The organism is Mycolicibacterium moriokaense (assembly GCF_010726085.1).
Lineage (GTDB): Bacteria > Actinomycetota > Actinomycetes > Mycobacteriales > Mycobacteriaceae > Mycobacterium > Mycobacterium moriokaense.
In genome coordinates this window covers 3553505-3574350 of the sequence record NZ_AP022560.1, presented here as the reverse complement: position 1 = coordinate 3574350, position 20846 = coordinate 3553505, and the positions used below count along the sequence as shown (strand labels likewise).

At 65.9% G+C, this 20846-nt stretch carries 21 protein-coding genes and 1 pseudogene; 13 read left to right on the top strand and 9 right to left on the bottom strand.

What is annotated here, in order from left to right:
* Positions 1 to 50 precede the first annotated feature (50 nt).
* Together G6N43_RS17460 and G6N43_RS17455 are read right to left on the bottom strand one after the other, a co-directional pair.
* Positions 51 to 941, bottom strand: a complete 891-nt coding sequence (locus G6N43_RS17460) for a DoxX family protein (protein ID WP_083151359.1) — start codon at positions 939 to 941, stop codon at positions 51 to 53.
* Positions 942 to 977: 36 nt separating this feature from the next.
* Positions 978 to 1472 carry a DUF6328 family protein gene (locus tag G6N43_RS17455; RefSeq protein WP_083151362.1) on the bottom strand — a complete coding sequence of 165 codons (495 nt, stop codon included), beginning with the start codon at positions 1470 to 1472 and terminating at the stop codon, positions 978 to 980.
* Between the two features lie 108 nt (positions 1473 to 1580).
* Here G6N43_RS17455 and G6N43_RS17450 point away from each other — a divergent pair, with 108 nt between their 5' ends.
* Together G6N43_RS17450 and G6N43_RS17445 are read left to right on the top strand one after the other, a co-directional pair.
* Positions 1581 to 2975 carry a xylulokinase gene (locus tag G6N43_RS17450; protein ID WP_083151365.1) on the top strand — a complete coding sequence of 465 codons (1395 nt, stop codon included), beginning with the start codon at positions 1581 to 1583 and terminating at the stop codon, positions 2973 to 2975.
* On the top strand, positions 2972 to 3667 hold the full coding sequence (locus tag G6N43_RS17445; RefSeq protein WP_083151368.1) for an MBL fold metallo-hydrolase: 696 nt from the start codon (positions 2972 to 2974) through the stop codon (positions 3665 to 3667). Before G6N43_RS17450 ends, G6N43_RS17445 begins: the two co-directional genes overlap by 4 nt.
* Before the next feature lie 140 nt (positions 3668 to 3807).
* Here the strand turns inward: G6N43_RS17445 and G6N43_RS17440 are convergent, their stop codons facing one another.
* Positions 3808 to 4728: a LysR family transcriptional regulator gene (locus G6N43_RS17440; protein ID WP_083151370.1), complete on the bottom strand. Its 921-nt coding sequence runs from the start codon at positions 4726 to 4728 to the stop codon at positions 3808 to 3810.
* A 361-nt stretch (positions 4729 to 5089) separates the two neighbouring features.
* Here G6N43_RS17440 and G6N43_RS17435 point away from each other — a divergent pair, with 361 nt between their 5' ends.
* Complete coding sequence (locus G6N43_RS17435) at positions 5090 to 5962, top strand: EamA family transporter (protein WP_083151528.1); 873 nt, start codon at positions 5090 to 5092, stop codon at positions 5960 to 5962.
* Between the two features lie 14 nt (positions 5963 to 5976).
* Positions 5977 to 6327, top strand: coding sequence for a hypothetical protein (locus G6N43_RS17430; RefSeq protein ID WP_083151372.1), 351 nt, complete (start codon positions 5977 to 5979; stop codon positions 6325 to 6327).
* Here the strand turns inward: G6N43_RS17430 and G6N43_RS17425 are convergent, their stop codons facing one another.
* The 4 genes from G6N43_RS17425 to G6N43_RS17410 are packed head-to-tail and all read right to left on the bottom strand — an operon-like array spanning position 6328 to position 10413.
* Entirely contained in the window at positions 6328 to 7173 is an 846-nt protein-coding gene (locus tag G6N43_RS17425) for an ABC transporter permease (RefSeq protein WP_083151374.1), read from the bottom strand.
* Complete coding sequence (locus tag G6N43_RS17420; protein ID WP_083151376.1) at positions 7170 to 8045, bottom strand: ABC transporter permease; 876 nt, start codon at positions 8043 to 8045, stop codon at positions 7170 to 7172. Before G6N43_RS17420 ends, G6N43_RS17425 begins: the two co-directional genes overlap by 4 nt.
* A gap of 3 nt (positions 8046 to 8048) precedes the next feature.
* Positions 8049 to 9236 (bottom strand): polyamine ABC transporter substrate-binding protein, encoded by a 1188-nt coding sequence (locus G6N43_RS17415; protein WP_083151378.1) that lies wholly within the window; start codon positions 9234 to 9236, stop codon positions 8049 to 8051.
* A 58-nt stretch (positions 9237 to 9294) separates the two neighbouring features.
* Positions 9295 to 10413, bottom strand: coding sequence for an ABC transporter ATP-binding protein (locus G6N43_RS17410; RefSeq protein WP_083151380.1), 1119 nt, complete (start codon positions 10411 to 10413; stop codon positions 9295 to 9297).
* Between the two features lie 379 nt (positions 10414 to 10792).
* Here G6N43_RS17410 and G6N43_RS17405 point away from each other — a divergent pair, with 379 nt between their 5' ends.
* Positions 10793 to 11242, top strand: a complete 450-nt coding sequence (locus tag G6N43_RS17405) for a type II toxin-antitoxin system Rv0910 family toxin (protein ID WP_083151383.1) — start codon at positions 10793 to 10795, stop codon at positions 11240 to 11242.
* A gap of 12 nt (positions 11243 to 11254) precedes the next feature.
* Here G6N43_RS17405 and G6N43_RS17400 read toward each other — a convergent pair whose 3' ends face one another.
* Entirely contained in the window at positions 11255 to 12682 is a 1428-nt protein-coding gene (locus G6N43_RS17400; RefSeq protein WP_083151531.1) for an MFS transporter, read from the bottom strand.
* A gap of 146 nt (positions 12683 to 12828) precedes the next feature.
* Here G6N43_RS17400 and G6N43_RS17395 point away from each other — a divergent pair, with 146 nt between their 5' ends.
* Genes G6N43_RS17395 through G6N43_RS17385 form a run of 3 tightly spaced genes read left to right on the top strand, consistent with a single transcriptional unit; the run spans position 12829 to position 15788 of the window.
* Positions 12829 to 14223, top strand: coding sequence for a purine-cytosine permease family protein (locus G6N43_RS17395; RefSeq protein ID WP_083151533.1), 1395 nt, complete (start codon positions 12829 to 12831; stop codon positions 14221 to 14223).
* 14 nt (positions 14224 to 14237) lie between these two features.
* A complete protein-coding gene (locus tag G6N43_RS17390; RefSeq protein ID WP_083151536.1) occupies positions 14238 to 14942 on the top strand; it encodes a YwaF family protein in 705 nt (234 codons plus the stop codon).
* A gap of 30 nt (positions 14943 to 14972) precedes the next feature.
* Positions 14973 to 15788, top strand: a complete 816-nt coding sequence (locus G6N43_RS17385) for an acyl-CoA thioesterase domain-containing protein (RefSeq protein WP_083151386.1) — start codon at positions 14973 to 14975, stop codon at positions 15786 to 15788.
* Here G6N43_RS17385 and G6N43_RS17380 read toward each other — a convergent pair.
* Positions 15775 to 16350, bottom strand: coding sequence for a dihydrofolate reductase family protein (locus G6N43_RS17380; RefSeq protein ID WP_083151539.1), 576 nt, complete (start codon positions 16348 to 16350; stop codon positions 15775 to 15777). The genes G6N43_RS17385 and G6N43_RS17380 overlap by 14 nt on opposite strands.
* Positions 16351 to 16459: 109 nt before the next feature.
* Between G6N43_RS17380 and G6N43_RS17375 the strand changes: the two genes are divergently transcribed.
* The 5 genes and pseudogenes from G6N43_RS17375 to G6N43_RS17355 all read left to right on the top strand — a co-directional run bounded on the left by G6N43_RS17375 (position 16460) and on the right by G6N43_RS17355 (position 20844).
* Positions 16460 to 16912 carry a helix-turn-helix transcriptional regulator gene (locus G6N43_RS17375; protein WP_234810084.1) on the top strand — a complete coding sequence of 151 codons (453 nt, stop codon included), beginning with the start codon at positions 16460 to 16462 and terminating at the stop codon, positions 16910 to 16912.
* 5 nt (positions 16913 to 16917) lie between these two features.
* Positions 16918 to 17328, top strand: a complete 411-nt coding sequence (locus G6N43_RS17370; RefSeq protein WP_083151389.1) for a VOC family protein — start codon at positions 16918 to 16920, stop codon at positions 17326 to 17328.
* A gap of 33 nt (positions 17329 to 17361) precedes the next feature.
* Positions 17362 to 17550 (top strand): annotated as a pseudogene (locus G6N43_RS17365) (hypothetical protein); the annotation flags it as partial.
* A gap of 16 nt (positions 17551 to 17566) precedes the next feature.
* A complete protein-coding gene (locus tag G6N43_RS17360) occupies positions 17567 to 19354 on the top strand; it encodes a flavin-containing monooxygenase (RefSeq protein ID WP_083151392.1) in 1788 nt (595 codons plus the stop codon).
* Entirely contained in the window at positions 19351 to 20844 is a 1494-nt protein-coding gene (locus G6N43_RS17355) for a flavin-containing monooxygenase (RefSeq protein WP_083151395.1), read from the top strand. Before G6N43_RS17360 ends, G6N43_RS17355 begins: the two co-directional genes overlap by 4 nt.
* Positions 20845 to 20846 lie beyond the last annotated feature (2 nt).

Here is a 20846-nt window from a genome sequence, read left to right as displayed (position 1 = left end):
GTCAATCTACCGCTGACGCGGCAGTTCAGAAGGAGTTTGACGCGCCCTGATCACGAACCCCAGCGGCGGCGGCGACGCTTGGCTTCCGAGCGCGCCGTATCGGCGAGATCTGTTGCGCGCTCACGTGCGGTGTCGGCCAGTTCCGGTGCGCGCTGCCGCGCGGCATCGGCCCATTCCCAACCACGATCGCGCGTCACGTCGACGATCTCGGCGCCGCGCTTGCGTGCCAACTCCGCCAGTTCCGGTCCGCGTTCGCGTGCGACGTCGGCGATCTCGGCGCCGCGCTTGCGTGCCAACTCGGCCACCTCCGGCGCCCGTTCGCGAGCGACCTCGGCGAGCTCGGCGCCGCGTTCGCGTGCGACATGGGCCAGCTCCCGGCCACGTTCGGCACCGACCTGCAGGCCATGGCCGACCTTTTCGGCGAGTTCGCTGTCGACGAGACTGCCGCCCGCTGCGGCGCCGACCGGCAGTGCGGCGCTGACCGCCTCGGATACCTTGTGTGCGGCGCGACGTCCACGCCATCCCAGCGACGGCTTGCCCTCGGTGTCCACGGCAGCGATGATCAGCCCGCCGATGAGACTGATCTCGGCAAGGAAGGCGCGACGTTCGTCGGCCTTCCGCTGCGGGTCGGACTCATTCCAAAAAGCATGTGCGCCAAGGCTGCCCGGCACCACACTGAGCGCGAGCGCCGCCGATGCCAGCCGCGGCAGCTTGCCGGTTGCGAGGAGCAGGCCGCCGCCGATCTGCACGGCAGCGTTCACGCGTGCGACCGTCTCGGCATCGGAGGGCACCTTGGTGCCGACGGGATCGGGCAGCTTGGACAGGCCCTCGAGGGTGGGGCGCGCTGCGTCGGCGGCCGGTTTCGGACTACGCAGGGTATCGACGCCACGGGCGATGAAGGCCGCTGACAACATCGGGCGGGCAACACGTCGGATCAACATGGCTGCGGAGTTCCCCGGCCGTCGAGGTCACAAACGTCAGTACGACGTATCGCGCAGGTTCCTATCCCGCAAGGGCAGCGCGTACCAGAACGCGACGAGCGCAACCAGCGTGCACCCGCCGGCGATCCAGGCACCGGGCCTGCCGACCACGGTGTCGAAGATGACGACGGCGACACCGGTGAGGGCCGCGCCGAGCAATATCGTCCCGACGATGGCGTACTTGTGCGAAACAACCACCAATGTCCGCAGCCGGTGCCTACGAAACAGCACCCGGTGCATGCTCGCCGGCGCGACCAACAACACGGTCGCGCCGATCGAGCAACCCACGGTCACGAGGTAGACGATGCGCATGACGCTGTCGAGTGCGGCGAAGCGTGGTTGGAACGGCAGGATCAGAAGAAAGCCGGTCAGTAACTGGACGCCGGTCTGGGCCACCCGCAGCTCCTGCAGCAGACTCGACCAGTTTCGGTCCAGCCGTTGAGCTTCCGTCTCACCGCGATCGTCATCCCAGCGCGGGCTTTCGCTGTCCACAACGCATTGTCCCACCGTGGCAGGCCGTCTGTGCCTGATTGGCAGTTCAGGCCGAGTGCTACCCAGCAACGTGGTGCCCCCGAACCTCATCGGCGTAGCGTCGGCTGCGTGGCTCTGGTCGCTGGCATCGACTCGTCAACCCAGTCGTGCAAGGTCGCCATCTGCGACGCGGACACCGGCTCGATCGTGCGGTCGGCAACCGCACCGCACCCCGACGGCACCGAGATCGATCCTCAGCGGTGGTGGTCGGCACTGCAGACCGCGATTAAAGCCGCGGGTGGTCTCGACGACGTGGCGGCCATGTCCGTAGGCGCACAGCAGCACGGCATGGTGTGTCTGGACAGGGCGGGTGCCGTCGTGCGAGATGCCTTGTTGTGGAACGACACTCGCTCAAGCGTCGCCGCAGACGCGCTGGTTTCCGAGCTGGGAGCCGATGAGTGGGCGAAACGCGTCGGCGTGGTGCCCGTAGCGGCGATCACCGCGGCGAAGCTGCGCTGGCTCGCCGATCATGAACCCGCACACGCCGATGCGACGGCGGCGGTCTGCCTCCCGCACGACTGGCTGACCTGGAGACTAGGCGGTTCGGACGATATCGCCGACCTGCGCACCGACCGCAGCGACGCGAGCGGCACCGGGTACTTCTCGTCGGAGTCCGGCAGTTATCACCTAGACCTGCTCGAAATGGCGATGCGCGGTCGACGACCGCAGGTACCCACGGTCCTCGAGCCGTCGCAGGAAGCCGGGCGCACGTCGACGGGTGCGGTGCTCGGACCGGGTGCGGGGGACAACGCGGGAGCCGCCCTGGGACTGGGCGCAGAACCGGGGGACTGCATCATCTCGCTCGGCACATCGGGTGTCGTGAGCGCAGTCGGAGACGTCGCACCCCACGACCCGGAGGGCATCGTGGCGGGTTTCGCAGACGCGACCGGGCGACAGCTATCGCTCGTCTGCACACTGAACGGCGCTCCGGTGCTCGCTGCCGCCGCTTCGATGCTCGGGGTCGACTTCGACGAACTCGACCGGTTAGCCCTCTCGGCGCCGGCCGGGGCCGACGGACTCACGCTGGTGCCGTATTTCGCCGGTGAACGGTCGCCGAACCTGCCCCAGGCCGCGGGCGCCCTGCACGGGATGACCGGACGAAATCTCAGTGCTGCTAATGTCGCTCGCGCGACCGTCGAAGGCCTGCTTAGTGCGATGGCGTATTGCATCGACAGGATCAACGCCCACGGCGTCAACGTGAATCGCATCATCCTCGTGGGCGGGGGAGCGCGGTCAGAGGCGGTCCGGCGGATCGCGCCTGCACTGCTGGGAAAGCCGGTGCACGTGCCGGCGTCCGCTGAGTACGTCGCACTCGGCGCCGCCCGGCAGGCAGCATGGACGCTGTCACAGGCTGATTCACCGCCCGCATGGTCGTTCGGCGACACCGTGACATACACCGCCGATCCCACCCCGCACGTGCTCGAGCGGTATCAGGCCGCGCAGCCGCTCACACTGGGTCAATGAACTTTGAGTGGGAGTCCTTGGCGGACGGCGTTTCTCGTTGCCGTCTCCCGTTCCTCGACGTCACGATCGGATTGGCGTGGAGCCACGCAGGGGCGTTGCTCGTCGACACCGGGACCACCCTGACCGAAGCGGCGGCGATCCGCGCCGACGCCGAGGAGCTGGCGGGCCGCGAGGTTAGCCACATCGTGCTGACGCACAATCACTTCGACCACGTGCTCGGAGCTGCGGCGTTCGACGGCGCCGCCGTGTACTGCGCGCCCGCGGTCGCGACGACGATGACCGGCCGCGCGGACTGGCTGCGCGCAGATGCGGTGCGGTTCGGCGCGAATCCGCGCGAGGTTGACAACGCCATCGCTGCGTTGCGCGCACCCGATCGCGTGGGGGATGCGGCCGTCATCGATCTCGGCGAGCGCGTCGTCTCGGTCAGCCATCCTGGCCGCGGCCACACCGACCACGACCTCATCGCCGTCGTCGAGGGCGCCGATAAGACCGTCGTGTTCTGCGGCGACCTGGTCGAGGAATCCGGCGACCCCGCCATCGACACCGATTCCGACACTGCGGCGTGGCCGGCGACTCTCGATCGGCTGCTGGCGTTCGGTGGTGACGACGCCCGCTACGTACCCGGCCACGGCGCGACCGTCGACGCCGGATTCGTGCGTCGTCAGCGGCTCTGGATTTTTGAACGCATGTGACGCATTCGCCCCGTCGACTGTGACGGGCGTCATTGTCTGACCTCATTTAGGTCACCCTTACCGTTCGCTTTGCTTACGAATGGCTGGAGGTGCCATGAGGCACCCGGAACGGTGCGCGGCGACAGCGCGGCGCCGCCTGATTAACCCTCGGCCTCAGGCCGCGGCCACTGCCGACGCGGGAGTGGGACGCCACTCGGAGGGCGCATCCGGTCCAGGACCGCCCTCAGCGGTGGCCAGTCGGCGCGTCCGCGGCGCGTCACCGCATAGGCGGTCAGCACCACTTCGGGTTGGGCCAGTGGGAGCACCTTGACGCCTCGTCCGGTCGGCCTGCCGATGGGCAACAACCCGACGCCGAAGCCGGCCGTGATGAGGTCCTCGACAAGGTCCAGGCTGTCGATCTCATGCCCGATGCGCGGCGTGAAGCCCGCAAGCGATGCCAAGGTACGCACAGCGGTTTCGTCAGCTGTGTTGCGGGAGTTGACAATCCACGTCTGCTCCGCGTACGCCGCTACGTCAGCGGGTCCGCCGGGAAACGATGACGGCACACCGAGTCCCCATGTGATCGACCAGAGCGGTTCGGTCTGTAGCACCTGGCCGGGTGAGGCCGGCGCGAGGTTGTAGTCGTAGGTGAGTGCCAGATCGAGATCGTCGTCGGTGAGCAGACCGAAGGCCTCGATGGGCTCGTACTCGCTGATGACCAAGCGGACATCCGGATAGCGTTCGGCCAGGTCAGCGACGACCGGAAGCAGCGACACCCGGATGCCGGTGGCGAATCCGCCGACCCGCACAGTGCCCGACGGCTCGGCGTCGGGATCGAGGTCCAGGCGGGCACTGTCGATCGCCGCGAGGATCGTCACCGCGTGGTCCGCCAGCCGTACGCCCGCGGGCGTGAGCCGGACCCGGCGACCGTCCGGCTCGATCAGCTGCGCGCCGACTTCCTTTGCGAGGGCGGCGATCTGCTGTGACACCGTCGACGTCGTGAGGTGGTGGGCATCGGCCACCGCCCGCATCGAGCCCAGGCGCGAGAGCGAAAGCAGAAGTGAAAGCCGCCGGGTGTCCATTGGCGAATTGCTCACGACGGACGAGCAGACACCGCGAAATGAAAGCGCGGCACGCGAGCGATGGGGGGTAGCGCTCGCGTGCCGCCTAACCGGGGTGGCCGGAAACGGCCACCTTTCTGGTCGCACCGCAGCCCCTCCGAGCCTTCGGGGGCGCAGCTCGTCAGGGCATTGGCGTGACACAGCAAACGTAAGTCCACCGGTTGAGAGCGAGCTAAACGAAGCCTGGGAAGTTGATATGTAACCCCTGGGGAACCCGTGGGAAGGCGAGCGGACAGGCCGGCGCGATTGTTCATGATTCATGAACGATATATCAGGTGAAATCACGTGGACGTGAACGGTGTCGGTCCCGTTCAATGCAGGAGTGATCACGAACCAGGCACGCACCGGGGCCTTCATGGCGATGGGCTCGATGCTCTGCGTTCAAGTCGGCCTTGCAATCGCGGTGACCCTGATCGACCGCATCGGTGTCGAGGGAGCGGCGTGGCTGCGGCTGGCGTGGGCCGGAATTCTGCTGCTGCTGATCGTGCGGCCCAAACGTGCCGCCTTCACGAGATCCAGCTTCGCGATGTGCGTCGTGCTCGGGGTGGTCACCGCGGCCATCACGCTGCTGTTCATGGCGGCCCTCGACCGCATTCCACTCGGCACGGCGAGCGCGTTGGAGTTCCTCGGTCCCCTCGGCGTCGCGGTGGCACATGGCAAGGGCAGGCAGCGGTTCGTCTGGCCGGGACTGGCCGGACTCGGTGTCGTGCTGCTGACCCAGCCGTGGGCGGGCGTCATCGATCCCATCGGCGTCATGTTCGCGCTGGGGGCGGCGGTGTGCTGGGCGACCTACATCCTGCTGACCCAGCGCGTCGGTGACCAGGTGGCCGGCATCAACGGTCTCGCGGTGTCAATGCCGGTCGCCGCGGTCGTGGCCACCGCCACGGTCGGTCCCGCGGTGTTCGAACGGATGACCCGCGACATCCTGCTGATCGGCATCGGCCTGGCCATCCTGTTGCCGGTGGTGCCGTTCGCTCTCGAGCTACTGGCGTTGAGGCGCTTGACCGCGGCCGCATTCGGGACGCTGATGGCGCTCGAACCGGCATTCGCGATGATCGTCGGGCTCATCGTGTTGCATCAGATGCCCGGCGCCACAGGGGTCATCGGGATCGGCTTCGTGGTGGCCGCCGGGATCGGGGCGGCGCGCAGGGGTGCGCGCACGCAGGCGCCCGTACCCGCCGAGGTCAACTCCTGACTACCCTCGGGCCCATGGCAAGTGGATTCTTCAATTCACCGTTAATCGGACCCATGAACAAGATGTTCGGCGCGCTCATCGATGCGCCGGTCCTCGGACCGCTGGTGCGACGCGCCATGATCAACATCCGCTATGTCGGACGACGTTCCGGCAAGACCATCGAGACGCCGATCGGTTACCGACGCACTCCCGAAGGGATAGTCATCAACGTCATGTCGCCCGACAGCAAGACGTGGTGGCGCAACTTCCTCGGCGACGGTGCCCCGATCACCCTCGTGAAGTTCGAGGGGGATCAGGACCCCACCGGCCATGCCGTCGCCCACCGCGACGCCGCCGGCCGCGTGACGGTGGCCGTCACGCTGTAGTCAGCCCTCGAACCTCTTGCGGCGCAGCAGGGTTCCCGCCGCGAGCAGGAGCAGACTGATCACCAGGATCGCAGTGGCCAACACGTTGATCTGCGGTGGCACCGCGGCCTTGACGGCGGCGTTCACGTACAGCGGATAGGTTACCGTCGACCCGCTGACGAAGTACGTGATGATGAAGTCGTCCAGCGAGAGTGCGAACGACAGCATCGCGGCCGCGACGATGCCCGGAATGATCAGCGGCAGAGTCACTTTGAAGAACGTGCGCAGCGGGCTGGCACCGAGGTCCAGCGACGCGTCCTCCAGAGTCCAGTCGAACCCTCGCACCCGGGCACGCACCGTCATTGCGATGAAGCTGACCTCGAACGCGATGTGGGCGATCAGAATCGTCGTATAGCCTGCGGCCCAACCGAAGTCGAGGAACAGCGTCAACAACGCCGCACCCATCACGACTTCCGGCGCGGTGAGCGGAAGGATGAGGAAGGTGTCGACGGCTCGCTGGCCCCGCCAGCGTTGACGTACCAGGGCGATGGCCACCAACGTGCCCAGCACCAGCGCGATCGCGGTCGACACCGCCGCGACGTTGATGCTCAGTTTGAGCGCCTCGGTCAGGGCGGGGTACTTGAACGGGTTCGCCCAGTTCTCCAGGGTGAAACCCTGCCACGAGTAGTTGAACTTGCCCGCCGGCTTGTTGAACGAGAACAGGATGATGACGAATATCGGCAGGAACAGGTAGAGCAACACCAACCCGGCGACGATCCGCAACAGCAGGTCGCCCCACCGTGGATTGCCCTTGACCTTTTTCGCCGGTGTCGGACTCGTGGTGGCCTCCATGGCAGCGAGTGTCATACGAGATCCTCCGTGCCCATCGCCCGCGTATACAGCAGCACGCCGCCCAGAATGATGAGCATCAACACCAGGCTCAGCGCCGCCGCGGCTGGGTAGTCCTTGACCACGAGGAACTGTTTCTGGATGACGTTTCCGATCATCGTGGTCTGCGTACTCCCCAGATAGTCGGCGTTGATGAAGTCACCGACGGCGGGGATGAAGACGAGCATGCTGCCCGCCAGCACACCGGGCATCGACAGCGGCAAAATGACTTTCGTGAAGCTGCGCACGTTGGACGAGTAGAGATCCTTGGACGCCTCGATCAACCGCGGATCGATCTTCTCCAGGCTGACGTAGAGCGGCAGGATCATGAAGATGATCCAGTTGTAGGTGAGGCCGCCGATCACCGCCCAACTCGTGGACAGCAGCCTGCCCTCCTCAGGAAGCAGACCGATGGTGCCCAGCACGTCGACCACCCAGCCCTCGTCCGCCAGGATCGTCTTCCACGCGATGGTCCGGATCAGGAACGTCACGAAGAACGGCAGGATCACCAAACCGAGGATGAGGTTCTTGTAGCGACCCGCCTTGAACGCGATGACGTACGCCAGCGGAAACGCCAGCACCAGACACAACACCGTGGCCACCAGGGCGTAGGTGAAGGACCGGATGATCTGGTCCTGGTAGTGGCTGAACGCGTCCACATAGTTGCGGAAGTTCCACGAGAACGTCAGCGTCGGCAGATACACCGACCCACCCGACGACGACAGCGACGTCCGCGCGAGGGTGAAAAACGGTATGACGAAGAAGATTCCGAGATATACGAGCGCGGGCAGAACCATCAAATACGGAGCGACCTTGCTCCGCTGCCGACTGCTGGAGGCGACACCTGCCATCGATCAGCCGCCGGTGACTGCTGCGTACAGCGTGTTGTACTCCTGGGTCTGCTCATCGGTGAGCGCAGGCCACGACTTCACGTTGTCCAGGGTGGACTGCGGCGGGTTGATCAACGGATTGTCCGCCGCCGCGGGGTCGACCTTGCGGAGTTCCTCGGTCATATCGGACAGCACCGGAACGAACTGGGTGAACGCGACGAGCTTGGCGTAGTTGGCCCGGTCGTAGATGTAGTTGATCCACGCCTCGGCGGCAGGCTGGTTCTTCGTGGTGTACGGAATCACCATGGTGTCGATGAACGTCGTGCCGCCCGACTCCGGAACGATGAACTCCAGATCGGGATTATCGGCCTGCAGCTGCACCACGTCACCCGAATACGCCTGGGCGATCGCCACATTGCCGGAGGCAAGGTCGTCGGCGTAGTCGTTGCCGGTGAACCGTCGAATCTGGCCGTTGTCCTTCTGCTCCCGGATCAGGTCGACGGCCTTCTGCACGCTCTCGGTACTCGGATCTTCGGGGGAATTCCCTTGGGAGAGCATGATCATGCCGAGCCCGTCCTGCGTATCGGACAACATACTGACCCTGCCCTTGAACGCGGGATCCCAGAGATCCTCGATCTTGGTGATCTCGCGGCCCGTCGCGGCCTTGTTGTAGGCGATACCGACGAGACCGGACATGTAGGGCGCGAGGTACTTTCGGCCGGGGTCCACCTTGGATTCGAGCAGGTCCTTACGCAGGTTCTTGCGGTTGGGCACACCGGCATCACTGATCTCGTTCAGCCAACCCAGGCCATGGACACGCGCACCCATGAACTCGGTGGGAACCACGAGGTCGGCGCCGATGTCCTGTTTGCGCGAGAGTGGCTCCTTGACCTTGGCGAACCACTGCTCGTTGTCGTTGAAGTCTTCCTTGTAGTCGACAGTGACGCCGGTCGCGGTCTGGAAGGCCGCGACGAATCCGTCAGCCATGTAGAGCGGCCAGTTCGAGACCCGCAAGGTGCCGGTCGCGGGACCGCCGGTCTGCGCGGCGGTTTCGCCCGATTCGCCGCCGTTCGAACCGCAGGCGGCGAGGAAGGACGGGCCCAGAGCGAGTGCGGCGGCGGCTGCGGCGCCGCCACCGATGAAGCGGCGGCGGGAGGTTCGGTTGGCGGCGAGTCTTGCTGCCAGCTCGAGGTCGATGTTCTTGGAGGACATGGCGACTGTGCCTTTCGTCGATGGGGAAGAGGGGAGGCGGTCGAGACGATCGGGTCGATCAGGAGTCGTCGAGCATCTCTTCGAGGTCTTCGGCGGTGGGGATATCCGCCGCAGGAAGGACCAGTGAGGCATCGGGCGCCCACGCCACGTGCACAGAATCGCCCGGCCTCAGCATCGGCAGATCCTGCTCCGGGCCGACATGGGCGATGATCGTCGAATCGTCGGGTGCCGCCAGCAGCAGCCGCACCACCGGACCTTGGAAGGTCAGATCCTTGACCGTCGCGCTGACCGTCGCGACGTCGCCGGTCGGGCCGTCGACCGACACCCGGACGCGCTCTGGTCGCACCATCAGCGTGGCGTGGCCACCCGGCTCGATCGTGGTGTCACCGGGTCGGGCCTTCAACGTGGTTCCGAGCACCTCTACCTCGACGAAGTCCCGGTTGGCACGCCCGGTCTGCCGACCGGCCCACAGGTTGGCCTGCCCGATGAAGTTGGCGACGAACACCGTGGCCGGGCGATCGTAGATCTCGGTCGGCGAGCCGATCTGGTCGACGTTGCCGGCGTTCATGACCGCGATCCGGTCGCTCATCGTCAGCGCTTCCTCCTGGTCGTGGGTCACATAGATGAACGTGATCCCGACCTCGCGCTGGATGCGCTTGAGCTCGAACTGCATCGCATGACGCAGTTTGAGATCGAGCGCGCCGAGCGGTTCGTCGAGCAGCAGCGCGCTGGGGTAATTGACGAGGGCGCGCGCCAGCGCGACGCGCTGCTGCTGGCCACCCGACAGCTGGGCAGGCTTGCGCTCGGCGAAGTCGGTCAGCCGCACGACCTCCAACAGTTCGTCGACCCGCTTACGAACCTCGCCCTTGTCCATCTTCTTGCTACGCGGGCCATAGGCCACGTTGTCCCACACCGACATGTGCGGGAACAGCGCGTAGTGCTGGAACACCGTGTTGACGTTGCGTTTGTGCGGGGGCACGCGCGAGACGTCGACCCCTTCGAGGCGGATGGCGCCTGCGGTCGGGCTCTCGAAGCCCGCGATCATCCGCAACGTGGTCGTCTTGCCGCAGCCGGACGGACCGAGCAGCGAGAAGAACTCGCCCGCGGCGATGGAGAAGTCCGCGTCTGCCACCGCGACATAGTCGGAGAAGCGTTTGGTGACGTGGTCGATCTCGATGACTGGGCCGCCCTTGGCAGGGTCAGTCCCGTGGTTGCCCGTCGATTGATCTACGGCGGTGGTGTGTGAGCCGGTCAGAACGGATCCTCCTCAGAACAAACCCCCCAAACCTGTGGATAAACAATCGCCGATCAAGCCGACCTTCGCAAGTGATTCCGCAACGAATTTACATATCGACAATGGAATCCTTCGTCACATACGCCGAAAACCGCAAGAATCCGCTGAAGGGCGCGTAGACACCCACCGCCGGGCCAGTCGTGGGCCGGGTGCTGGGAGAGGACACGGTGCTCGCTCGTTCAGTCTCGCAGCCGTTCGCTGTCCAGTCGGCGAAATCCAATCACTCGTTTACCGCCTGCGCACGTCCGGGTAGTGAACTGCCATGGCCACAGTGGATGTTTCGGTGTCGTCTGACCTCAGCCCGGAGGCGGCGTGGCAGCTCGCGTCGGATCTGAGCAGGTTCGACGAATGGCTGACAATCTTCGGCGGGTGGCGCAGTCCGGTGCCCAGCGAGGTCGAGGTCGGCACCACCGTGTCGTCCGCGATCAAGGTCAAGGGTTTTCGCAATGTCATCCACTGGCGGGTCACCCGCTACGACGAGCCCAAGGCGATCGAGATGGTCGGCCGCGGTAAGCCGGCGGTCTGCATCGCGCTGCGGCTGTGTGTAAAGGAGGTCCCGGGGGCCGCGCCCGACGCCGAATCGGGTTCTGTTTTTCAGGTCACCGCCGAGCTCACCGGCGGCCTGCTCAACACACGTATCGGCAACCTGGTTGCCAAGGTGCTCGAGTCCGACGTCCGTCGGTCGGTGTCGAACCTCGCCGCGCTGCGCTGAGGCCGGGTCTGGTCAGCCCCATTCGTGGTTCATGGCGCGGGATTCGTAGCGCGCCTCGACGGATTCCGGCGGACGGGCCGGCGCATGTGAGAAGGCGATCAGCACCATCGCCAGCACGGCTGTCGCGGCGCCGCCGATGAAGATGACGAAAAAGCTGCTCTCCATCGGCAGGTCGGTACCCGCGATGAAGCGACTGAGCAGCACCGCGACCAGAGCTGCGGCGGTCGAGCTGCCGATCGTGCGGGCGATCGCGTTCATGCTCGTGGCGACACCCGTCTCGTTGGCGTCGACCTCACTGACCACCAATGCCGGCAGCGCACCGTAGCCGAGGCTGATGTACGCGTTGGTCAACACGCCCGCGACCATCACCTGCCACGTCTGCGAATGGGCGAATGCGATGAACAGGAACCCCGCGATACCGGCCAGAGCGGCGATGACGAGCACGGGGCGAGCCCCGTATCGGTCGATGACCCTGCCGCTGAACAGGGCGACGAGGAAACCCGCCACCACACCGGGTAGCAGGAAGACCACGCTGGCCTCAAGGACCGTGGCGCCGAAGCCGTAACCCGCTGTTTCCCTGGGAATTTGGACGAACTGAGTCAGGCCTAGGAAGGCGAAATACAGCCCCATACCGACGAATACGGTGGCGAGGTTGGTGAGCAGGATCGGGCGGCGCTTCAGCATCGCGGTCGAGACCAGCGGCTGCTTGGCGCGTCGCTCCCACATCCACCAGCCGACGAGCACCGCCACACCGACGCACGCGCTGGAAAGCGTCGCGGGCGATGTCCAGCCCCACGTCTGGCCCTGCGTCAGCGCCAGTAGGACCGCCGACAGTCCGATGGCGATCCCGAGCGCACCGAGCCAGTCGATGGTTCCGGTGGTGCTGCGCGGTCGCCGGGGGACCACGACCGCCGCGATCACGAGGACGACGGCGGAGAAAGCGGTGGTCAGCCAGAACACCCGGTGATAGCCGGCGTCGCCCTGCATCAACAGACCCACCACGACGAGCCCGGTGCCACCGCCGAATCCCAGCGTCCCCGAAAGCACCGCCATCGCCGACATCAGCTGGCTCTCGGACAGCTCGTCACGCAGGATCGCGATGCCGACGGGATAGAGGGCGTACGAGGCCGCCTGGAGAACGCGACCGACGATCAGCAGCGGCAGGGACGCGGTGGTGGCCGCGAGTAGTGAGCCGACCAACACGACGGCGAGCACGATCAGCAGGACCGGCTTCTTGCTGTACAGGTCGGCGAGCCTGCCGATCAACGGGGTCGCCGCGATCGCGGCCAGCAGGTTGGCGGTGACCGCCCAACTCACGCCGACGTCGGAGGCGTGCAGCTGGTCGGCGATGACGCCCAGCACCGGCACGACGGCGGTCTGCAATACGGCGACCGTCAGAACCACGACACTCAAACCCGCGACCAGCAGCCTCGACCGCATGCTCCTGGCCCCGGACTCGGTCGACCGGTTCGCATCGGTCTTGACCACCCGGCGCTCCGATCGTTAGCTCATCTTTGGTTCGCTCATCGATTATGTTCCCCGGCGCCTGCGGACCGTTGACCGGGCGTCATGATCGAATGGACCCCATGCCGAACGAGGGCGCCAAGAGTGCACTGACGGAATCGACATTCAGCGGGCATCGTCCCGTGCGGGCCGGGGATCTGTCGGTCGAGACGCATGGCATCGCGCCCATCGGTGAGGACCAGCGGTACGGCACACCGGGCCGGCTCTTCACGGTGTGGTTCGCACCGCAGGTGAACATGGCCGGCGTCTTCAGCGGAACGCTGGCGATCGTCCTCGGGCTCGGGTTCTGGTTGGGCCTGCTGGCGATGGTGATCGGGACGGTGCTCGGTGCGGTCATCGTCGGCTATCTGTCGACATGGGGACCGCGCACCGGTACCGGTCAGCTGCCGAACTCGCGTATGGCGTTCGGCGGGGCGGTCGCGATTCCCGGTGTCCTGCAATGGTTCTCGTCGATCGCGTGGACGGCACTGGTGGGTCTGTTCGGCGGGGAGGCATTGGCCGCGCTGCTCGGCGTCCCGTTCTGGGCGGCCGTGCTGATGGTGCTCGGGGTGCAGGGCGCGGTCGGGTTCTTCGGCTACGAGGTGATTCACCGCGTGCAGGCGGTGCTCACCGTGGTGTTGTTCGTGACGTTCATCGTGTTCGCGGTGAAGCTCGTTGCCGGACACGAGATCGTCACGCCGGCTCTGGTCTCGGGCGCCGACCTGGCCGGTGCCTTCGTGCTCGAGGTCACCATCGCTTTCAGCCTCGCCGTGTCGTGGGCGAGCTACGCCGCCGACTTCAGCCGCTACCTCCCTGCCGACTCGTCGAGGGGCCGGGTATTCGGCTTCACGGTCGCCGGACTCGTGTTGTCCTACACCTTCATTCAGGGCATCGGGATCGCAGCCGCCGATGCGATCGGCGAGCACACCGCCGAAGGCGTGCGGGCGGTGATCGGCGGTGGTGTGCTGGGCGCGTTCGCACTGGTGATCATCACCGTCGCATCGATTGCGTCGGGTGTCATGAACGACTACAGCGGGTCGCTCGCACTGCAGACCATCGGGGTCAGAGTGATCCGACCGGTGTCGGCGGTGATCGTGACCGCCCTGGCGTTCGGGCTCATCCTCTGGCTGCACGCCGCGGACACCGCGACGCGATTCCTCGACGTCGTGCTGCTCGTCAGCTACTGGATTCCCGGGTTCGTCGCGATCGTCGTCATCGACTGGGCGTTGCGCGTCGGCGGACGAGCCAGCATCAATCCCGCACTGGAGGCGACCGATGGACGCGACGCCGCCGTCGCGGTCGTCGTCTTCGTGGTGTCGTACGCGGCGGCCATCCCGTTCATGAACACGTCGATGCTGCAAGGACCGATCGCTGCGGCGTGGCACGGCGCCGACATCGCCTACTTCGTCAACCTGTTCGTCGCCGCGGTGCTGTACGGCGGCTACCGGTATACGCGCAGGCGTCGCGCCGTCGGCTGAGTCAGGATGGTGGTATCGGCACCGCAGACGAGTTCTCGGCCTACGGCCCGTCGCATTGGGTCGTACTGGCCGTCTTCGTCGTGGGTGCAGTGTTTTTGGTGTGGCTCGGCCGCAGACAGACCGAGCGTCAGGCGCGTCGCTTCGGCCGGGTCGTCGGCGCGATCACAGCGGCGATCTACGCCACCGCGTTCGTCGACGCGTTGATTCCGCCCGATGTGCGGTGGTCGGTCCCGCTGCACCTGACCGACCTGGCGACGGTCGTCACCGCCTACGCGATGTGGTCGCAGCGGCAGTGGGCCTACGTGCTGACGTACTACTGGGGTCTGGTACTCAGCGTGCAGGCGCTGGTGTCGCCGGTGCTGAGGGGACCGGACTTCCCGAACTACCAGTTCCTGGGGTTTTGGGCGATACATCTGCTGGTCGTCTGGGCGGCCATCTATCTCACGTGGGGACGCGGTATGCGGCCGGGTTGGCGCAGCTACCGGTTCGTGGTGGCGGTGACGCTGACGTGGGTGGTGGTCACGATGACGTTCAACAGCATCGCCGGAAGCAACTACGGCTTCCTCAACGACAAACCGGAGACCGCATCGCTGCTCGATGTGATGGGGCCGTGGCCGTGGTACGTGGTGGTCGGCGCCGTGGCCGTCGCGGCCGTGTGGGCCGCGATGACATGGCCCTGGGAACGGAGTCAGCGATCTTCGCGCCCCGCGCCAGCGTGACGACGTCCTCGCTTGTGCGAGGATGCGCGAATGGCCGAACCTGCGCATTTCACCCAAACGGCGGACGGCGAGTTCATCCCGAGCCGCTTCGCGCTGAGCCATTGGGGCGACGACCATCTCAACGGACCCGCCGTCGTAGGACTGTCTGCGCAGGTGCTCGAGAATCACTTCGGATCGCCGGACTTCATGCCCACACGCCTCACCGTCGACCTGTTCAGGGCCGCACGGTCAACGGCGACCACCGTGGATGTGCGGGCTGTACGCGACGGTCGCCGCGTACGCAGCTCGGAATGCGATGTGATCCAAGACGGTCGGGCTGTCGCGCGGGCGACGCTAGTTCAGTACCGACGCTCGTCGGCACCGCCCGGCCGCGAGTGGATCGCACCGATCCCGCACCCGCAGCCGCCCGCGCCCGACGACCAGGTGATGCCGTACGTCGGCAGTTCGGCCGGCTGGACGCGTAGTCCGGCAGAGCATCAAAACGACTCCCGCAAAACTTTCTGCTACCGGGGCCTCGCTGTCATTGCGGGGGAGAAGGTTTCGCCGTTCGTGCGAGCCGTGATGGTCGCCGAGGCGACCAGCCTCGTCACGAACCTCGGCACCGAGGGCATCGGCTATATCAACGGTGACCTGACGGTGGCGTTGTCCCGGCTACCGGTCGACGACTTTATCTGCGTCCAAGCCGATTCACATTGGACTGCAGACGGAATCGCGGTGGGAACCGCAACACTGTTCGACCACCAAGGGCCGTTCGGTACGGGGATGACGACCGCGGTGGCCAACCCCGCCGCCCAGATCGACTTCTCGACAAGGACGTTCTCCACCGAAGGTCTCAACTACGAGTAGTGCGGTTCGCCTCGTAGCGCAACAGGACCGTGCCACCCGGGAACGTGCGGTTCTCCAACAGCCGCAACGAGATCCATGACGGCAGTGCCGGGAAGAACGGGGTGCCGCCACCGACGGCGATGGGCGCGAGGACGATCCGGAATTCATCCACCAGTCCGGCCGCCACGATCGGTGTAGCCAGCGTCGCGCCGGCCACCTCCAGCTGGCCGTCGGTTTCGGCCTTGAGCTTCGTCACCACCTCGACCGGGTCGCCGCGTTCCAGGCGGGAGTTCCAGTCGACGGACTCCAGGGTGCGCGAGAACACCGCCTTGGGCATGTCGCGCCAGATGCGGGCGTAGTCGACGATCAAAGGGGTGGCGTCCGGGGCCTGGTCGGCGGTCGGCCAGTACGCGGACATCAGTTCGTAGAGTCGCCGCCCGTAGATCGACAGGGCGGTGTCCCGCTCGAAGTCGTTCCAGTACTGGTGCAGTTCTTGGCTCGGTTCGGACCAGTCGATGCTGCCTTGTGCGTCGGCGATGTACCCGTCGACCGACACGTTGAAGCCATAGATGAGTTTGCCCACGCAGATCAGACTGCGCCGCAGGGCGAAACTCATCGCGGGTTATTGTGAAAATCGACTGGCGCCAGCGGCATTCAGGGGTGTCGCCAGCTCGCGACGTACGATCTGTTACGTGACCAGCGGGGGACCGGTGGACGAAAATCGCCTGAGGGACTTGCGGCTGCTGCGCAAGGTCCGCGACCGGATGGACCGCGAGTACGCCCAACCGTTGAATGTCGAGGCGCTGGCGCGCGGGGTGAACATGTCGGCCGGACACCTGTCACGCCAGTTCAAGGAGGCCTACGGTGAGTCGCCGTACTCGTATCTGATGACCAGGCGTATCGAACGGGCGATGGCGTTGCTCCGTCGGGGCGACATGTCGGTGACGGAGGTGTGCTTCGCGGTCGGCTGTTCGTCGCTGGGCACGTTCAGCACCCGGTTCACCGAGCTGGTCGGAATGCCGCCGAGTGTCTACCGGCGCGAGGCGACGGACGATGTCGCCGGCCTGCCGTCGTGTATCGCCAAACAGGTCACCAGACCGATCAGGAATCGAGAAGCTTCCGTCTCCGCGTCGCAATTACCGTGACAGTCATGGACATCAGCATCAACTGCAGCTACCTACCGCACACCGACCCGGAAGCCTCTCTCGCGTTCTACCGCGACGCCCTGGGCTTCGAGGTGCGCAAGGATGTCGGCCGGGGAGACATGCGCTGGATCACCGTCGGACCGGTCGGCAGGCCCGACATGAACATCGTGCTGACGCCACCTGCCGCCGACCCGGCCGTCACCGACGAGGAGCGCAAGGTCATCGCCGAGATGATGGCCAAGGGCACCTACGCGGGCATCATGCTGGCCACGCCCAACGTCGACGCCGTCTTCGAGCGTGTGCAGGCCAGCGGGGCTGAAGTGATGTCCGAGCCCGCCGACCAGCCGTGGGGGATGCGCGACTGCGCGTTCCGCGACCCCGCAGGCAACACCGTCCGCATCCAGGAGGTGGCCTGACGGTGGCTGACGGTCTCCACCGGGGTTTCGGGGTCGGGTAATTCCGTCGTCGTCATCGAGCACCATCAAGTGGTCATGACGCACGCCGACAGGATCATCGACGTCGGTCCCGGCGCCGGTCACGACGGTTGCCGGGTGGTCTTCGAGGGCACGCCGGCCGACCTGGCGTCGAAACGGTCCACCGTGACGGGCAAACATCTCGCGGATTACGTCAACGCCTGACTGCGATTCCGGCAAGATGCCGGGCGTGGTGTTCGACGTGGACGCGCTGCGGCGGCGCTACGCCGTCGAGCGGGAGCGTCGCCTGCGCCCCGACGGGATCGCGCAGTACGTCGAGATCGCGGGCCCGTTCGCCGACTTCGCCCGGGACCCCTGGTGCGATCAGGAATTCACCCGCGAACCACTGTCGGACGAGGTCGATGTCGCGGTCATCGGCGCCGGCTTCGGCGGCCTGCTGACCGGCGCCCGGCTCCGTGAACTCGGTGTGCAGCGCATCCGGCTGATCGACAAGGCCGCCGACGTCGGAGGCACCTGGTATTGGAACCGCTATCCGGGTATCGCGTGTGACGTCGAGTCGTATGTCTACATGCCGCTGCTCGAGGAATTGGGTTACATCCCGACGGAGAAGTACGCCAAGGGGCCCGAGATCTTCGCGCACTGCCGCCGCATCGCTGAGCACTACGACCTGTACCGCGACATCTGCCTGCAGACGGAAGTCCACGAGATCCGTTGGGATCCCGAATTTTCGCGCTGGATCATCGCCACCAACCACGGTGACGCGATCCGCGCCCGCTTCGTGGCGATGGCCAACGGCTATCTGCAGAAGCCGAAACTTCCCGGCATCGACGGGATCATGGCGTTCGAGGGCCACACGTTTCACACCAGCCGATGGGACTACGCATACACGGGCCCGGATCTGGAGAACCTGTCGGACAAGCGGGTCGGGATCATCGGCACCGGTGCCACCGCGATCCAGTGCGTACCGCATCTCGCCAGAGCGGCCCGGCGACTGCTGGTGTTTCAGCGCACACCGTCAACCGTTGATGTGCGAGGTAACCAGCCGACCGATCCGGCATGGGCGACGTCCCTGCCGCAGGGGTGGCAACGACGTCGCATCGAGAACTTCCAACTGCTCACCGCCGGCGGTGAGGCCGACGAGGATCTCGTTGACGACGCATGGACGAGTATCGTCAAGAAGCTATTCGTGATGCGGCAGACCGCGGTCGCCGGAATGTCCGACCAAGAGCGTTTACGCACAGTCGAATTGGCCGACTTCGCCAAGATGGATGACATCCGTGCTCGGGTGGACGCTATCGTCACTGATCCCGCGACCGCCGAAGCGCTCAAGCCTTGGTACGGCTACTTCTGCAAGCGGCCCTGCTTTCACGACGAGTACCTGCAGACGTACAACCGCGACAACGTCACTCTCGTCGACACCCAGGGCAAAGGGGTCGAGCGCATCACCCACGAGGGTGTCGTGGTCAACGGGGTCGAATACAAGCTCGACTGTCTGATCTTCGCAACAGGTTTCGAGGTGGGCACCGACTACTCACGACGCACCGGCTTCGAGGTGATCGGGCGCGGTGCCCTCACGCTCACCGATGCGTGGCGAGACGGGGTGCGGACGCTGCACGGGCTGACGGTCAACGGATTCCCGAACTGCTTCGTCCTCTCCATCGCGCAATCGGGCTTCACCGTGAATTTCCCGTATCTGCTCGACGTGCAGGCGCGTCACACCGCGGAGGTGATCGCGTGGGGGCTGCGCCACGGAGCCACCGAACTGGAGCCGTCGGTCGACGCCGAATCGGCGTGGGTCGAGACCGTGGTCGCCCGCTCCGCGGCCAGCGCGGACCGGGCCAAGTCCTGCACGCCGGGTTACTACAACCGGGAAGGCCAGGCGAACGCCAAGACACGTCAGGGCAGCTTCTTCTACGGCACGCCGACCGAATACGCCGAGATACTGCGGGCGTCCCGCGCGAACGGCGCCCCGGAGGGCTTCGAGATCCGCACAGGTAGCCGTCGATGAATCCGCGCGGCCGATACCTCGCTGGTCGTCTTCACGCCCTGACCCGCCGTGGGACCCCGCCGCGGGTGGTGATCATCGGTGCGGGCTTCGGCGGCCTCGGCGCCGCGGTCGCATTGCGCCGCAAGGGTATCGACGACCTGACGATCGTCGAGCGATCCGACGGTGTCGGCGGCACGTGGCGGCAGAACACCTATCCCGGCGCAGCATGCGATATCCAAAGCCATCTGTACTCGTTCTCGTTCGCGCCGAACCGCCAGTGGACGCGCACCTACGCCTATCAGCCCGAGATCCTGGCCTACCTGGAGTCGGTGGCCGACCGCTTCGACCTGCGTCGTCACCTGATGCTGGGCACCAGCGTGCGCAGACTGGTGTGGAATGCATCGCACTGGGACGTCGAGCTCAGCGACGGTCGGACGTTGGTCGTAGAGGTCGTCGTCAGCGCGGTCGGGTTGTTCGGCGCCCCAAGGTATCCCGACATCCCAAGCATCGCGGAGTTCACCGGGGACCTGATGCACACCTCGCGATGGGATGCAGGTATCGACCTGACAGGCAAGCGGGTAGCGGTCGTCGGTACAGGTGCGAGTGGTGTGCAGGTCGTTCCCGAACTCGCCGATACGGTGGCACGCCTGACAGTCTTTCAGCGCACCCCTCCGTGGATGGTGCCCAAGGAGGACCGGCCGTACACCGGCGAGGAGCTCAACCGATTCCGACGGATCCCGTGGGCCGCGGCGCGGGAACGGTGGCGGCTGTGGAAGCTGCAGCACGACAACACGGCATTGACTCCCGAGCATCCCAAAATGACTGTGGTTCAGGAGTTGTCGGAGAACTTTCTGCGTCGCCATGTCAGTGACGATTCACTGCGCGACGCGTTGACGCCGCGCTATCCCTTCCGGTGCAAGCGCGTGCTGCTCGGGGAGAAGTACTACCTGGCACTGCAGCGCCCGCACGTCGAGCTGGTGACGGATCCAGTCTCACGGATCACCGAATCGGGCGTGGTCACCGCGGGAGGCCGTGTCGTCGACGTCGACGCGATCGTGCTGGCGACGGGCTTCGAGACCAGCAGCTATCTGTCGGGCCTCGAGGTCATCGGAGTCGGCGGCGAACGGCTGCACGACCGTTGGGGTGAGGATCCTCGGGCGTACCTCGGCGTCGCGGTGAGCGGGTTCCCCAACTTCTTCATGCTGTACGGCCCCAACACCAACCAGGGCGCGAACTCGATCATCTACATCCTCGAGGCCGGTGCCCGGCTGGTGGCCAGTGCCGTCGCTCGGCTGGCACGGCATGGCGGCCATCTCGACGTGCGTCCGGACGTCGAAGCACGCTTCAACGAGCAGATCGCCGCAGACCTGGAGCGGACGATCTGGACACAGTGCGACAGCTATTACCGATCGCCGACGGGACGGATCGTCACGCAGTGGCCGCACTCGGAACTCGACTACGCGCGGGCGACCTGGCGGGTGCGCCGACGCGACTGGGTACACGCGACGTAAGC